Source organism: Burkholderia sp. Bp8992, from assembly GCF_003853705.1.
Taxonomy (GTDB): domain Bacteria; phylum Pseudomonadota; class Gammaproteobacteria; order Burkholderiales; family Burkholderiaceae; genus Burkholderia.
Map to the genome: position 1 here is coordinate 98,233 of NZ_QTQI01000006.1, position 14,676 is coordinate 112,908.

Here is a 14,676-nt window from a genome sequence, read left to right on the forward strand (position 1 = left end):
CGGGTGTCCGCCTGTCGGATTTCGCGTATTACATTTCTTTACGTTCGAGCGCGCGATTTTTCATGCAATCGTCGCGCTGAACGCCTACACTTTCGCCACGCCTTTCGAGAAAACCGCCGCGCTTGCGATCACCGCCGGTGATCGCGCCCAGCGCGGTGTTTTTTTCGCCACTTCACGGCGCGTTTTCTTTTCAACCACCTAGGGAGTGCAGCGATGGGTCTTCTTTCGTTTATCAAAGAGGCGGGTGAAAAACTGCTGGGTCATGCCGACGCGCAAGCGGCGGAAGATCCGAATGCCGCGAACCAGACCGCGGCCGATGCAATCAAGAATTACATCAACTCGCAAGGTCTCGACACGTCGAACCTGACCGTCGCGTTCGACGGCGCGTCGCGCACCGTCACGCTGTCGGGCAGCGTTGCCGACCTCGACACGAAGGCGAAGGTCAAGGTCGCGGCCGGCAACGTGCAGGGCGTCGCGGGCGTCAACGACGACGATCTGCAGCCGGACGATCCGGAAGTGCAGTATCACGACGTGAAATCGGGCGACACGCTGTCGGCGATCGCCAAGGAAGTCTACGGCGACGCGAACAAGTATCCGGTGATCTTCGAGGCGAACAAGCCGATGCTGTCGAGCCCGGACCGGATCTATCCGGGCCAGAAGCTCGTGATTCCGCCGCAGTCCTGAGCATTTCCGCTCCGACCGACGCAAAAAAGGCAGGCCGACATGGCCTGCCTTTTTCATTGGGCGCCGCGCGCCGCCCGAGCGGCGCGTACCGGCTACAGCGTATCGAACGCGTGCTGCAGCGCGTCGCGATCGTGAATGCCGTTCGCGAGCGCGAGCATCAGCAGCACGCGCGCCTTGAACGGATTCAGCGAGCCTGCGCTGACGAAACCGAGCGCGTCGTCGTTCGCGGCGCCGTTGCGCATCACATGCCCCGACCCGACACGCGACGCCCGGACCACCGCCACGCCCGCGTTCGCCGCATCGGCGAGCGCCGCCTGCAGCGTCGCATGGATCGACCCGTTGCCGGTGCCCGCGACGACGAGGCCGCGCACGCCGGCGGCAACCAGCGCGTCGACGGCCGTGCGCGTCACGCCCGCATAGCTCGTGACGACTTCGACGGGCGGCCAGGCCGCGGCGATCGCCAGTTGCGTGTCGCGCGAACGCGTGGCGCGGCGCGCGAATTCGACGCGGCCGTCCTGCACCCAGCCGAGCGCGCCGAGCTCCGGCGACTGGAATGCGTCGACCGCATAGGTGCTCGTCTTCACGACGTCGCGCGCGCCGTGGATCCGGTTGTTGAACGCGATCAGCACACCCTGCCCGCGCGCGGCCGGATGGCCGGCCACCGTCACTGCGTTCAGCAGGTTCAGCGGGCCGTCGGACGACAGCGCGGTCGCCGGCCGCATCGCGGCCGTCAGCACGACCGGCTTGTCGCCTGTCACGACCAGATGCAGCGCGTACGCGGTTTCCTCGAGCGTGTCGGTGCCGTGCGTGATCACGATGCCGTCGACCGTCGGATCGGCCATCAGCGCGGCGATACGCGCGGCAAGCGTGTTCCACAGCGGCAGCGCGAGATCCTTGCTGTCGATGCTGGCGACCTGTTCGGCATCGATGCGCGCGACCGACGCGAGCGCCGGCACCGCGTCGACCAGGAAATTGACGCCAAGCGCGCCGGCCTGGTAGCCGGCCGTGCTGGCCGCGTCGGGCGCGGCACCGGCGATCGTGCCGCCGGTGGCGAGCACGGCGATGCGCGGCAGTGCCTGCGCGGACGAAGATGATGCGGAGTTCTGTGTATTCATGGCCGCGATTGTAATGGCTCGCGGCCGGGTTCCGGCAGGTTCCGGCTAAGCGGCCGGTGCCGGCGGCCGCGCGTCATGGTTTGTCCCGATCTCCGGAACGCGCGCGCCGTCAACGGCCATGGCGTCCGCAACGTTATAGAAAGTGCCGTTTTGGTGTTTTCACATTGATTTGCCATAATCGGAACGCACGGTGCGATGCGACCCTATCCGCAGCGCGGCGTGCTTCGTGACGGCGGCGATAACACGCAATTCACCCCATGGGAGTGTCGAAATGAAAATCCAATCGCTCGTAGCCGCAGTGCTTCTCGGCGGCATGCTGGCTTCCCCCGCATTCGCGGCGAACAGCCAGCAGGACAAGATGAAGGCCTGCAACACCCAGGCAGCCGGCAAGACGGGCGACGAACGCAAGGCGTTCATGAAGGACTGCCTGTCGGCGAAGCCCGCGAAGGCGATGACGCAGCAGGAAAAGATGAAGGCGTGCAACACGCAGGCCACCGGCAAGAAGGGCGACGACCGCAAGGCGTTCATGAAGAGCTGCCTGAGCAGTCAGCCGGCCGCCTGAGTTCCGGCGCTCCCGTATCGAATGCCGTGCACCGCTTCGGCGGGCGCGGCATTTTCGTTTTCGTTGCACGCGCATCGACACACGTGTTGCCCGCCTGATTTCCCCCTTCCCGCCCCGCTTTTCCGGCCCGCTGCCACATGGTGCGGCAATTCGCCGCGTTTTCTTCTATGATGGCTGCAACGCGGCCCATCCAAGACCAAGAAGCGCCATCGGGCCGCCCTCGAGACGGACGCGCACGCGCGCGTCAAACGGAGGCTTGGATGGCATGGAGACAACACCGCTGGTTCCGCCGCTGGCTGATCGTGATCGTGTTCTGGGCCGTGCCCGTCGCGATCGTCGCCGTCCGCGAGATCCGCGAGGAAATGGCCTACAACAAGGCGGACCTGCAACTCGCGCTGACCACCTGGCAGCTCACCGACGCGCAGCAGGCCGCCGGCGTGGCCGCGAAGTGCCACGGGGATCCTGACGAGGCGCGCGCGGCCGGCTGCCCGGCCGACGTGCTCGCTGCCAACGCACCGCGCCAGCAGGCGGCCCGCGACGAATACGTGGTGCGCCGCAATACGCTCGCCGGCTATCTGTGGCACGCGTTCGTCGGCTACTGGGTCGTCCCGGCCGTGTTCCTGTTCGCGTGCGGCGTCGTGATCGCGCTGATCCGTCGCGCGCTGCGCCGCCCGCCGATCAAGCCGCCCGTACCGCCGGTCACGCACTGACGTGCGCCGCCGACGCCTGCCGCCCTCCCGACCGACCGTCCAGCGCGCCGCGCACCGACCACGCGCGGACGCACCCCACGCGCCGGCGCCGTTTCGTCCGTTGGCGCGCCGCGACACCCCCGAGCGATTTGACGCTTTTTCACGCGCCGACGAAAAGAGGCTGTAATCCGCTGTGATATAACTGCCGACGTGATCCGCTCCCTGAGCGAGACTCACTCCGAACATCATCCGATGGAGAAGAACGATGCAAAAACGGAATCTCGTGCTGAAAGCCGCCGCGGCGCTCATCGTCGGTAGCCTCGCGCTCACCGGTTGCACCACCACTCCGGACAAGCCGGACAACGCCGCGACCAACGCGTCGAAGCGTCAGTCGATCGACGCGAGCGTCGACGCCACGCTGTCGCGCATGTACTCCACGGTCAAGGGTTCGCGCGAACTCGTCGCGAAGTCGCGCGGCGTGCTGGTGTTCCCGGAAGTGATCCAGGCCGGCTTCATCGTCGGCGGCCAGTCCGGCAACGGCGCGCTGCGCGTCGGCGGCAGCACGGTCGGCTACTACAACACGTCGTCGCTGTCGGTCGGCCTGCAGGCCGGTGCGCAGTCGAAGGCGATCGTGTTCCTGTTCATGACGCAGGAAGCGCTCGACGAATTCCGCGGCTCGGACGGCTGGGCAGCCGGCGCCGGCGCATCGGTCGCGCTCGTGAAGATGGGCGCGAACGGCGCGGTCGACACGACCACGGCCACCGCGCCGGTCCAGGTCGTCGTGCTGACGAACGCGGGACTGATGGGCGACGTGTCGATCAACGGCACGAAGGTCACGAAGCTCAAGATCTGACGCTGACGCATGGCCCGTGCGCGCCGCGCACGGGCCATGCGCAAACGGCGATGTCCTTGCGGGCATCGCCGTTTTTTTATCCGTCCGCGTGCTGCGTCGGGAGGCTCAGGTCGTCGAGTCGATCACCTTGAAGCGCGAGCGCTTCTGCGCGCGGATCACCGACTGGTAGACGTCGACGTACTGCTGCGCCATCCGGCGCGACGTGAAGCGCTCCTCGAAGCGCTGCCGCACGCGCGCACGCGGCAGCAGGTGCAGCCGGTTCACGGCCGCGACCGCGCTGATTTCATCCTCGACGATGAACCCCGACACGCCCTCGTCCACCACTTCAGGCACCGCGCCGCGATTGAACGCGATCACCGGCGTGCCGCACGACATCGCCTCGATCATCACGAGGCCGAACGGCTCCGGCCAGTCGATCGGAAACAGCAGCGCATGCGCGCCCGACAGGAACTCTGCCTTCTGGTGATCGGCGATCTCGCCGATGAATTCGACGTGCGGCAGCGCGAAGAGCGGCTTGATCTCGCGGTCGAAGTACTCCTGGTCGGCCGCGTCGATCTTCGCGGCGATCCGGATCGGCAGCCCGCACTGGCGCGCGATGCGGATCGCGGTGTCGACGCGCTTCTCCGGCGAGATACGGCCGAGGAACGCGAGATAGCGCGGCTCGACGGGTTGCGGCATGTACAGCGTGTCGGGCAGCCCGTGATAGACGGTCGTCAGCCATTTCGCCTGGGGCAGCGGCTGGCGCTGCGAGTTCGAAATCGAGATCACCGGCGCCGTGTTGAACGTGTCGAACACCGGCTGCTGCTCGGGCAGGTCGAGCCGGCCGTGCAGCGTCGTCACGTACGGCGTTTCCTGCCGGTTGAAGACCGAGAACGAGTAGTAGTCCATGTGGAAATGGAGCACGTCGAAATCCTTCGCGCGGCGCGCGACCGTCTCCATCAGCAGCATGTGCGGGGCGACGCGGTCGCGGATCGACGAATCGAGCCGCAGCGCGCGCGGCCAGACGGGCTCGAGCTTCGCCCGCGTCGTCGAGTCGCCGCTCGCGAACAGCGTCACGTCATGGCCGAGCTCGACGAGCGCCTCGGTGATGTAGGACACGACGCGCTCGGTGCCGCCGTACAGCTTCGGCGGCACGGATTCGGTCAGCGGGGCGATCTGCGCAATTCTCATGGTCCACGTCTCCTGTGTCCTGTCCCTCGCGGCACGGCCGGCGGGCGATTGCGCCATTGCGCGCGCCCTCCCCATGCAGCGCTGGCCGGCAAGGCGCCGGCCGGATATCCCGTCATTATTCGCGATCCCGGTGCCCGGAACCGCCCGTCTTGCATTTTATGGGCGTTGTTACAGGCAGGATACATTCCGTTCGCCGCGCCAGCCGGCCCGCGTCGGGCGTGGCCGGGTCGATCCGCCCCCTTTTGACGATACAGACGGACGCACGCGCTGCCCGGCGCGTCAACGCGACGGCCACTTCCAGGCCGGCAGGTCGCGCGTGTCGGCATCGACGAGCGCGGTCGCGCCGAGCTGCTTGTCGAGCACCAGCGATTCGCAGCCGGCCTCGCGCTCGAGCGTCGCGATGAGCCGCGCCGCGTGCGACACGACGAGCACCTGCGAACGCCGCGCCGCCTGCGCGATCAGGCGGCCGAGCGCCGGCAGCAGATCGGGATGCAGGCTCGTCTCCGGTTCGTTCAGCACCATCAGCGCAGGCGGCCGCGGCGTCAGCAGCGCGGCCGCGAGCAGCAGGTAGCGCAGCGTGCCGTCGGACAGCTCGGCCGCCGCCAGCGGCCGCAGCAGCCCCGGCTGGCGCATCAGCACGTCGAAACGGCCACGGCCGCCCGGGTTGTTGATCTCGACCGACGCGCCGGGAAACGCGTCGTCGATCGCCGCATCGAGTGCCGCCCCGTCGCCGATTTCGCGGATCGTCTGCAGCGCGGCGGCCAGGTCGGCGCCATCGTCCGCGAGCACCGGCGTATGGGTGCCAATGTGCGACTGCCGCGCCGGCGCCTGCGCGTCGGTGCGGAAATGGTCGTAGAAGCGCCACGAGCGGATCCGCTCGCGCACCGCGATCATCTCGGGTGCGCCGGTCGGATCGGCGAACTCGGTCATCATGCTGTCGAAGCTCGCGACCGGCTGCGGAATCGTCCGCCAGTCGCCCGACGCCGTGCGTGCGCGGATCTGCGCGCCCTGCCGGTCGACCAGCAGCGTCGACGGGCGCAGCAACGCACCGCCCCAGATGCATTCGCGCTTGACCACCGGGTCGAGCGCGAACTGCGAACCGCTCGGGACCGGCAGGCCGAGATCGATCGAATAGCCAAAATCGTCGCACGCGAAGCCGAGCTTCAGGCTCACGGGGCCGTTGCGCACCGTGCCCGTGACCGGCGCATCGCCGGCCAGCATCGCGCGCGAGAAGCGTTCAGGGCCGGCCCACAGCGTCGACGGCAACCCGCCTTCGCGGGCGAGCGACGGGATCACGCGGCCCTGCGCGGTGTCGGCGAGCAAGCGCAGCGCGCGATATACGCTCGACTTGCCGCTGCCGTTCGGCCCCGTGACGACGTTGAGCGCCGCGAGCGGCACGGTCAGCTCGCGCAGCGAGCGGTAATTGGCGATGGCGAGCGTCTTCAGCGCGGTCATGGGAACGGAGAGGGGAATGACGGGCACCGGGCCGCGTTCAGCGGCCTTCGACGGCCTGCGGATCGGCTGCAGTGTTGGCCGCGGTGCTGGCGGCTGGCGCCCGCGCGTGCGGCCGTTCGGGATTCGGCGCGTCCGGCGCCGATTCGTGCGGATACAGCTCCATCCGGCTGCGCGGCAGGCATTGCGGATAGCGGTCCTGCAGGTACGCGATCAACCCTTCGCGCACGCGGCAGCGCAGATCCCAGCACGACGACGAATCGGCCGCGCTGACGAGCGCGCGCAACTGCATCGAGCGCTCGGTCGCGTCGGTCACCTGCAGCACCTGCACGCGGCCGTCCCACTCGGGCGCCGCATGGACGAGCCGCGCGAGCTCCTCGCGCAGCGGCGCGAGCGGCGTGCGGTAGTCGACCGACAGGTAGACGGAGCCGATGATCTCCGAGCTGCTGCGCGTCCAGTTCGTGAACGGGTTCTCGATGATCCATTGCAGCGGCACGACGAGGCGCCGCTGGTCCCACAGCCGCACCGACACGAACGACCCGGTGATTTCCTCGATGCGCCCCCACTCGCCCTGGATCACGACCACGTCGTCGAGCCGGATCGGCTGCGTGAGCGCGATCTGCAGCCCGGCGATCAGGTTGCCGAGCACCGGCCGCGCGGCGATACCGGCAACCAGCCCCGCGACGCCGGCCGACGCCAGCAGGCTCGCGCCCACCTGGCGCACGTTCGGGAACGTCATCAGCGCGGCGCCGGTGCCGATGATCACGATCAGCACCATCACGGTCCGCACGAGCACCTTGGCCTGCGTATGGATGCGCCGCGCCTGGAGATTGTCGGCCGTATCGATCGGATGGGCCTGGATGATCGCGTCGCCGACGCCGGCCGCGAGCCGCACCAGCAGCCACGTGAGCGATACGATCGAGCCGACCGCGGCCGCGGTGCGCATGCCGCCCACGAACGACATGCCGTCGTCCGCCTGGACCCACAGGAATTCGAGCGCCAGCAGCGCGAGTACGACGAGCGACGGCTTGTCGATGTAGCGCAGGATCGCGCTCATCAGCGGATATGGCTGCGCGATGCGCTTGACGATGCGTGCGCCGAGACGGTGCACGATCGTGACGACCAGTACGACGATGACCGACACGGCCAGCGTGCCGAGCCACGAATGCAACGGCGCATCGGCGATGTGCTGCAGTTCCTCGATTGAAATCATCGGCGCCCTTGGGTGATGAGGCGCACGCGCCTCGTCCTGGATGCGTCGGCGACGTCCGGGCCGCGCACGCGGCCGGACACGGCGTCAGGTCAGTTGCCACTCCTGCACGGAAACGCCTTGCCGAGACCGAGCGACACCGCGGTGCTCGCGTTGTAGTCGGCGAGCTTCGGATTTTCCGCGATGTACTTGCGCACCGCGTCGGTCATCTGCTGCGCCCGGATGTCGGGCGGCAGGCAGAAATACTGGCCGACACGCGGCCCCGTGGTGCCGCCGATCGCGTCGATCGTGTTGTAGACGCCGTCGGCGGCGCCTTCGATATAGGCCGCGCACGACGCCCGCGACTTGACGTCCGTCTTCGCGCACAGCCGGTCGAGATCCGCGCCCGTGAAAGCCGCCGCCGACAACGGCACGGCAAACGCCGCGGCACAAAACATTGCGCGCAACATGGTGTTCCTTATGTCAATGCGGCCCGAGACCGCCTGCTGCCTTGGCCAGCGCGGCGCCAGGCTCCCTGCTCCGGCCGGAGTCCGGCCGGGCGGGCGCACCGTGCGCCGCACCGAAAACCGTCATTTTGCACTCTTTTGCGCATCTGCCGGCGTCGCTGCACCGATGCGCGTCGTCCGCTTGCTCAGGATCTCGATCGCGTCCGGCGCGTTGTAGTGCTTCGCGAACTCGAGCGCGGTGATGCCGAGCTGGTTCTTCACCTGCGGATCGGCGCCCTGGTCGAGCAGCAGCGTGACCGTCGACGCATGGTTGCCGCGCGCGGCCATCATCAGCGGGGTCGTGCCGTTCGGCGACGCGGTATCGATATAAGCGTCGTGGTCGAGCAGCAGCTTGACGACCGCGTCCTGGCCGTTGGTCGCCGCGTAGTGCAGCGGCGCCCAGCCTTTCTTGCTGACTTCCGCGCCCTTGTCGATCAGCAGCTTCGCGAGGCCGACGTCGCCGTTCAGCGACGCGAGCATCAGCGCGTTCTCGCCGGCCTTGTCTTCCTTCTCGAGGTCGACGTTCGGCGTCGTCGCGATCGCGGCCGCGACCTTGTCCGATTTCTCGCGCGCGGCGATCACCAGGATCGGATCGCCGTTCGGCGCGAGCGTGTTCGGGTCGAGCTTGCCGCTCTTGAGCTGCTTGCCGATGTCGGCGATGTCGTCGAACTTGACGGCCTTGACGATCGCGTCGAGCGACTCGGCGTGTGCGCCGGCAGCGGCGAACAGGCCGCTCGCGACCAGCACGGCGGCGGCGAGTGCGCGTTTGGGCAGATGATTGGTCGGCTTCGTCATTGTTGTGGGCTCCTTCCCTGGGTTGTGTCGGCTGCGCGCCCGTCGTTAGCGGGCGATCTTGAACAGCCGGAAAAAGTTCTGCGTCGTCGCATCGGCGAGCGCCTCGACGGCGACACCGCGTTCGGATGCGATAAAGCGTCCGACATGGCTGACGTACGCAGGTTCATTCGGCTTGCCGCGATACGGCACCGGCGCGAGGTACGGCGAGTCGGTCTCGATCAGCAGCCGCTCGAGCGGCACGCGCCGCGCGACGTCCTGCACGTCGGTCGCGTTCTTGAACGTGACGATGCCCGACAGCGAGATATGGAAGTTCTGCGCGAGCGCCTGCTCGGCGACCGACCACGGCTCGGTGAAGCAGTGCATCACGCCGCCCGGCACGTGCGCGCGCTCCTCGGCCATGATCCGCAGCGTGTCTTCCGACGACGAGCGCGTATGAATGATCAGCGGCTTCATCGTCGCGGTCGCCGCGCGGATGTGCGTGCGAAAGCGCTCGCGCTGCCACTCCATGTCGTCGATCGAGCGGCCTTCGAGGCGGTAGTAGTCGAGGCCCGTTTCGCCGATCGCGACGACCTTCGGGTGCGCGGCCAGCTCGACGAGCTCCGCGAGCGTCGGCTCGCGCGCGTCCTCGTGATCGGGATGCACGCCGACCGACGCGTAGACGTTGTCGTGCGCTTCGGCGATCGCGAGCACGTCGGGCAGCGTCTCGAAATCGACGGACACGCACAGCGCGTGCGTGACGTCATGCTCGCGCATGTTCTCGAGAACGGCCGGCAGGCGGTCGGCCAGGCCCTTGAAATTGATGTGGCAGTGAGAGTCGACGAACATCGTGTTTCCTGAATACGTAAGACGCGCGCTCAAGCGCTCGCCGGCAGGCGGCAGCGGGCCGCATCGCCGCGTGATCCGTTCACCGTTTCACAATCCACGAGAAGCAATGGCGGATCACGCGAACATTTCCCGATATCCGAGAAACAATTCCTCGAATACGAGCCGCGCGTTGAGCGGATGGTTCTCGACCGTCCGCTGCCGCGTCACGGCTTTCATGAAGCGGGCGAACGCGTTCGCGTCCACCGACTCCGCGCAGCGCGCGAGCGCCGCCGCGTGCGTCGGGAAGTAGCGCGGCGTGCCCGCCATCCGCTGCGCGAGCAGATCGTACAGCCAGCGCTGCAGCCAGCCGAGCACCAGCGGCACCGGCAGCTTCTGCAGCGTCTCCCCGCACGCGAACGGATCGCATTGCGCACCGGCCGCGAGCTGCCCGAGCGTGTAGTCGCGCAGCGGGCGGTTCTCGTCGCTCGCGAGCGCCAGCGCGGCGAGCGGCGCGCCGCCGGCTTCGGCGAGCAGCGCGCTCGCGTGGTCGACGCCCTGCGCCGCGAGCCATGCCTCGGCCGCGCCGGGCGCCGGTACCGTCATCGGCCACTGCCGGCAGCGGCTGATGATCGTCGGCAGCAGGCGGTCGATGCGTGCCGACACGAGCAGGAACACGACGCCGGACGGCGGCTCCTCCAGCGTTTTCAGCAATGCATTCGACGCGGCGACGTTGAGCGCCTCGGCCGGATACAGCACGACGACGCGCGCGCCGCCGCGATGCGAGCCGACCCCGCAGAAGTCGAGCAGCGCACGCACCTGCTCGATCTTGATTTCCTTGCTCGGTGCACGCGTCTTCTTGCCGCCTTCGTCCGCATCGGCCGGCTTCGCGTCGTCCGCGGCGCCCGGCGCTTCGCCGGCCAGCGCCTCGGGCAGCACGATCCGGTAGTCCGGATGGTTGCCCTGCGAAAACCACGTGCAGGCCGCGCAGGTGCCGCACGGCTCGCCGTTCGGCTGCGGCGATTCGCACAGGAAGCCCTGGGCGAGATGCTGCGCGAACTGCAGCTTGCCGATCCCGGCCTGGCCGTGCAGCAACAGCGCGTGCGGCCATTGCGCGCGCAGTTGCTGCAGGCGGTTCCAGTCGTCGGTCTGCCACGGATAGATCATGTGGTGCGTTCCTTGCGGGTTACAGCGCGGCGAGCACGCGTTCGAGCTGCTGGCGGATCTCGGGAATCGACTGCGTCGCGTCGATGATCGCGAAACGGTGCGGCGCCTCTTCCGCGCGCCGCAGGTATTCGATGCGCGTGCGCGAGAAGAACGCGTCCGACTCGCTTTCGAACTTGTCGGGCATGCGCGCGGCGCCGCGGCGTTCGCTCGCGACGTGCGGCGCGACGTCGAACAGCACCGTGAGGTCGGGCTGGAAACCGCCCTGCACCCAGCGCTCGAGCGTCTCGAGCTTGTCGCGCGGCAGCCCGCGGCCGCCGCCCTGGTACGCGAACGTCGCGTCGGTGAAGCGATCGGACACGACCCAGTCGCCGCGCGCGAGCGCCGGCTCGATCACGAGCGCGAGATGCTCGCGTCGCGCGGCGAACATCAGCAGCGCTTCCGTCTCGAGATCCATCGGCTGGTTCAGCAGGATCTCGCGCAGTTTCTCGCCGAGCTGCGTGCCGCCCGGCTCGCGGGTGACGACGACCTGCCGGCCGGCCGCGGCCAGCTTGCCCTGGAGCCGTTCGCAGAACCATTGCAGGTGGGTGGTCTTCCCCGCCCCGTCGATGCCTTCGAACGTGATGAATTTACCGCTCGCCATTATTGACCTCGTATGTACTTGTCCACGGCCTTGTTGTGATCGCCCAGCGTGTCCGAGAACACGCTCGTGCCGTCGCCCTTCGCGACGAAATAGAGCGCGCTCGTCGGTGCCGGATTGATCGCCGCCTGCAGCGCGGCTACACCCGGCAACGCGATCGGCGTCGGCGGCAGGCCGCGTCTTGTGTAGGTATTGTAAGGAGTGTCGGCCTGCAGGTCGCGCTTGCGCAGGCGGCCGTCGTACGCGTCGCCGAGCCCGTAGATCACCGACGGATCGGTCTGCAGCGGCATGCCGATGCGCAGCCGGTTCGCGAACACGGCCGCGACGAATGCGCGGTCGGCCGCGTGGCCCGTTTCCTTCTCGACGATCGACGCGATCGTCAGCGCTTCGTAAGGCGACTTGTACGGCAGCCCCGGTACGCGGGCGGCCCACGCCTCGTCGAGACGCGTCTGCATCAGGTGGTACGCGCGCCGGTAGATGTTCAGGTCGCTCGTGCCCTTGTCGAACAGGTAGGTATCGGGGAAGAACAGCCCCTCGCCGCTGCCGCGCTGCACGGTGCTGTCGGGTGCGCCGATCGCGCGCAGCAGCTCGGCGTCGCTCATGCCGGCCGTCGCGTGCGCCAGGTCGGGGTTCGCATCGAGTTCCGCGCGCATCCGCTTGAAGGTCCAGCCTTCGATGACCGTCGCGACGTACTCGTTCACGTCGCCGCGCGCGATCTTCTGCAGCACCTCGTAAGGCGTGATGCCGGTCTTGAACTCGTAGTTGCCGGACTTGAGGCGGCTCGACAGCCCGAGCACGCGCGTCATCGCGACGAACCCGAACGGCTCGACCGGCACGCCGCCGCGCTTGAGCTGCAGCGCGACGCTCTTCACGGTGCTGCGCGGCTTGATCGTGACGTCGAGCGATGCCGAGCCCAGCAGCAGCGGCCGGTTCGCCCAGTAATACCCGCCGCCCGCGCCGGCAGCGGCCACAACGACGGCCAGCGCCACGATCGTCGCGGCGCATTTCTTCAGTAGGGACATGGAAACGTGACTCAGGTAAGACCCATATAATACTTGCTCGCCTTCGTCAAAGTCAGGGTTGACTGTTCCCTCATTCCATGAGCACACCGTTCGCTTCACCGGCTGCCCAGGCCGCATCTGCCTCGCTCCCCGTTTTCCCCCGCCCGTCCGCCGCCGAATTCGATGCGCCGGGCGCCTGCATGCCGCTGCCGCAGTTCGGCGTGATCGACGTGGCCGGCGATGACGCCGCGACGTTCCTGCACAGCCAGCTGACCAACGACATCGAGCATCTCGATGCCGCGAGCGCGCGGCTGTCCGGCTATTGCTCGCCGAAGGGGCGCCTCCTCGGCTCGTTCCTCGCGTGGCGCGCCGGTCACGGCGTGCGCCTGCTCGTGTCGAAGGACGTGCAGCCGGCCGTGCAGAAGCGGCTGTCGATGTTCGTGCTGCGCGCGAAGGCGAAGCTGACCGACGCGAGCGACACGCTCGCGGTGGCCGGCTTTGCGGGCGACGTGCGCGAAGCGCTGTCGGGCATCTTCGATGCGCTGCCGGACGGCGTGCACGTGAAGGTCGACGGCCCGGCCGGCGCGCTGATCCGGGTGCCCGACGCGGCCGGCCGCAAGCGCTATCTGTGGATCGGCCCGCGCGCGGAAGTCGATGCGCGCCTCGCGGCGCTCGCCGGCACGCTGCCGGTCGTGTCGCCGGCCGTGTGGGACTGGCTCGACGTGCGCGCGGGCGAGCCGCGCATCACGCAGCCGGCCGTCGAACAGTTCGTGCCGCAGATGGTCAACTTCGACGTGATCGGCGCCGTTAACTTCAGGAAAGGGTGCTACCCGGGCCAGGAAATCGTCGCACGCAGCCAGTACCGCGGCACGATCAAGCGCCGCACCGCGCTCGCGCACGTCGCCGGCGACACCGATACCGTGCATGCCGGCGTCGAGTTGTTCCACAGCGACGATCCCGGCCAGCCGTGCGGGATGATCGTCAACGCGGCAGCCGCGCCCGCGGGCGGCGTCGACGCGCTCGTCGAGATCAAGCTCGCCGCGCTCGACAGCGGTACGGTGCACCTTGGTTCGGCCGACGGCCCGGTGCTCGCGTTCGACGCGCTGCCGTACGCATGGCCGACGGAAGCGTGATGCACTGACAACCCGTTCGGGCGCCGGCTCGCGAGTCGCAGCCGGCGCCCGATGTTTCCTGCGAGAGATTCGCCCGATGTGTCTGATTGCCTTCGACTGGCAGCCTGATGCCGCCGCCGGTCCCCTCTTTACCCTCGTCGCCAACCGCGACGAGTTCTTTCGCCGGACCAGCGCGCCGCTCTCGTGGTGGGAAGACGTGCCGGGCGTCCTGGCCGGCCGCGATCTCGAAGCGGGCGGCACGTGGCTCGGCGTCTCGCGCGACGGCCGTTTCGCCGCGCTGACGAACTACCGCGCACCGTTCGACATCCGCGCGGGTGCACCGACCCGCGGCAAGCTCGTGTCCGACTTCCTCGGTGGCCCGTCCATCGCGCCGCTCGATTATCTCGGGCGGCTGGCCGAGCATGCGGCCGTGTACAACGGCTTCAACCTGCTCGTCGGCGACTGGCGGCGGCGCGAGCTCGCGTGGTTCTGCAACCGGGCGCCCGAAGGCGAAAGCAGGGTCGCCGGGCCCGTCGCGGTCACGCCCGGCGTGCATGCGCTGTCGAATGCGCGGCTCGATACGCCCTGGCCGAAAGTCGTGCGCAAGCGCGCGGAGCTCGGCACGCTGCTCACCGACAATCCGACCCCGTCGCTCGACGAACTGATCGCGCTGATGCGCGACCCGCATGTCGCGGACGACGACGCGCTGCCGCATACCGGTATCCCGATCGAGCGCGAACGTGCGCTGTCGGCCGCGTTCATCGAGACGCCCGAATACGGCACGCGCGGCACGACCGCGCTGCGCGTCACGATGAAGGAAGGCGTGCGGCTGACGGTCGAGATCAAGGAGCGCTGCGACGACGACGGCTCGCACCGCACCGTTCGTCCGGGTTCGTTCGAGCGCGCGCTCACGTTCGACCTCGACGCAACGCGGCCGCGCTGA

Annotated in this window: 16 protein-coding genes; 6 read left to right on the plus strand and 10 right to left on the minus strand. The window is 68.4% G+C overall.

Annotated elements, in window-relative coordinates; all coding sequences use genetic code 11:
• The first annotated feature begins 213 nt into the window (after nucleotides 1–213).
• Nucleotides 214–684, plus strand: coding sequence for a peptidoglycan-binding protein LysM (lysM, locus tag DIE03_RS11585; RefSeq protein ID WP_124450352.1), 471 nt, complete (start codon nucleotides 214–216; stop codon nucleotides 682–684).
• A gap of 92 nt (nucleotides 685–776) precedes the next feature.
• On the opposite strand, the gene DIE03_RS11590 is transcribed toward lysM, so the two are convergent.
• Nucleotides 777–1,799, minus strand: coding sequence for an asparaginase (locus tag DIE03_RS11590; protein WP_124450354.1), 1,023 nt, complete (start codon nucleotides 1,797–1,799; stop codon nucleotides 777–779).
• Between the two features lie 271 nt (nucleotides 1,800–2,070).
• On the opposite strand from DIE03_RS11590, the gene DIE03_RS11595 reads away from it, so the two are divergent.
• From DIE03_RS11595 to DIE03_RS11605, 3 genes are all read left to right on the plus strand, one after another.
• A complete protein-coding gene (locus DIE03_RS11595) occupies nucleotides 2,071–2,361 on the plus strand; it encodes a PsiF family protein (RefSeq protein WP_034181226.1) in 291 nt (96 codons plus the stop codon).
• Between the two features lie 260 nt (nucleotides 2,362–2,621).
• The gene (locus DIE03_RS11600) at nucleotides 2,622–3,071 is read left to right on the plus strand and encodes a hypothetical protein (RefSeq protein WP_124450356.1); all 450 of its coding nucleotides are present in this window, start codon (nucleotides 2,622–2,624) and stop codon (nucleotides 3,069–3,071) included.
• Nucleotides 3,072–3,315: 244 nt separating this feature from the next.
• A complete protein-coding gene (locus DIE03_RS11605) occupies nucleotides 3,316–3,903 on the plus strand; it encodes a YSC84-related protein (RefSeq protein ID WP_059233959.1) in 588 nt (195 codons plus the stop codon).
• A 105-nt stretch (nucleotides 3,904–4,008) separates the two neighbouring features.
• On the opposite strand, the gene DIE03_RS11610 is transcribed toward DIE03_RS11605, so the two are convergent.
• From DIE03_RS11610 to mltG, 9 genes are all read right to left on the minus strand, one after another.
• Nucleotides 4,009–5,073 carry a glycosyltransferase family 4 protein gene (locus DIE03_RS11610; protein WP_124450358.1) on the minus strand — a complete coding sequence of 355 codons (1,065 nt, stop codon included), beginning with the start codon at nucleotides 5,071–5,073 and terminating at the stop codon, nucleotides 4,009–4,011.
• Nucleotides 5,074–5,352: 279 nt separating this feature from the next.
• Nucleotides 5,353–6,528: an AAA family ATPase gene (locus DIE03_RS11615; RefSeq protein ID WP_124450361.1), complete on the minus strand. Its 1,176-nt coding sequence runs from the start codon at nucleotides 6,526–6,528 to the stop codon at nucleotides 5,353–5,355.
• A gap of 37 nt (nucleotides 6,529–6,565) precedes the next feature.
• Nucleotides 6,566–7,738 (minus strand): mechanosensitive ion channel family protein, encoded by a 1,173-nt coding sequence (locus DIE03_RS11620; protein ID WP_124450363.1) that lies wholly within the window; start codon nucleotides 7,736–7,738, stop codon nucleotides 6,566–6,568.
• 89 nt (nucleotides 7,739–7,827) lie between these two features.
• Nucleotides 7,828–8,184, minus strand: coding sequence for a Rap1a/Tai family immunity protein (locus DIE03_RS11625; protein ID WP_006485939.1), 357 nt, complete (start codon nucleotides 8,182–8,184; stop codon nucleotides 7,828–7,830).
• A 120-nt stretch (nucleotides 8,185–8,304) separates the two neighbouring features.
• Nucleotides 8,305–9,015 (minus strand): ankyrin repeat domain-containing protein, encoded by a 711-nt coding sequence (locus tag DIE03_RS11630; RefSeq protein WP_124450364.1) that lies wholly within the window; start codon nucleotides 9,013–9,015, stop codon nucleotides 8,305–8,307.
• Nucleotides 9,016–9,060: 45 nt separating this feature from the next.
• The gene (locus DIE03_RS11635; RefSeq protein WP_124450366.1) at nucleotides 9,061–9,840 is read right to left on the minus strand and encodes a TatD family hydrolase; all 780 of its coding nucleotides are present in this window, start codon (nucleotides 9,838–9,840) and stop codon (nucleotides 9,061–9,063) included.
• A 114-nt stretch (nucleotides 9,841–9,954) separates the two neighbouring features.
• The gene (locus tag DIE03_RS11640) at nucleotides 9,955–10,983 is read right to left on the minus strand and encodes a DNA polymerase III subunit delta' (RefSeq protein ID WP_124450368.1); all 1,029 of its coding nucleotides are present in this window, start codon (nucleotides 10,981–10,983) and stop codon (nucleotides 9,955–9,957) included.
• Between the two features lie 19 nt (nucleotides 10,984–11,002).
• Nucleotides 11,003–11,623, minus strand: a complete 621-nt coding sequence (tmk, locus tag DIE03_RS11645) for a dTMP kinase (RefSeq protein ID WP_124450370.1) — start codon at nucleotides 11,621–11,623, stop codon at nucleotides 11,003–11,005.
• A complete protein-coding gene (mltG, locus tag DIE03_RS11650) occupies nucleotides 11,623–12,642 on the minus strand; it encodes an endolytic transglycosylase MltG (protein WP_124450372.1) in 1,020 nt (339 codons plus the stop codon). Before mltG ends, tmk begins: the two co-directional genes overlap by 1 nt.
• A gap of 77 nt (nucleotides 12,643–12,719) precedes the next feature.
• On the opposite strand from mltG, the gene DIE03_RS11655 reads away from it, so the two are divergent.
• Nucleotides 12,720–13,754: a folate-binding protein YgfZ gene (locus DIE03_RS11655; protein ID WP_124450374.1), complete on the plus strand. Its 1,035-nt coding sequence runs from the start codon at nucleotides 12,720–12,722 to the stop codon at nucleotides 13,752–13,754.
• Between the two features lie 76 nt (nucleotides 13,755–13,830).
• A complete protein-coding gene (locus DIE03_RS11660) occupies nucleotides 13,831–14,676 on the plus strand; it encodes an NRDE family protein (protein WP_124450376.1) in 846 nt (281 codons plus the stop codon).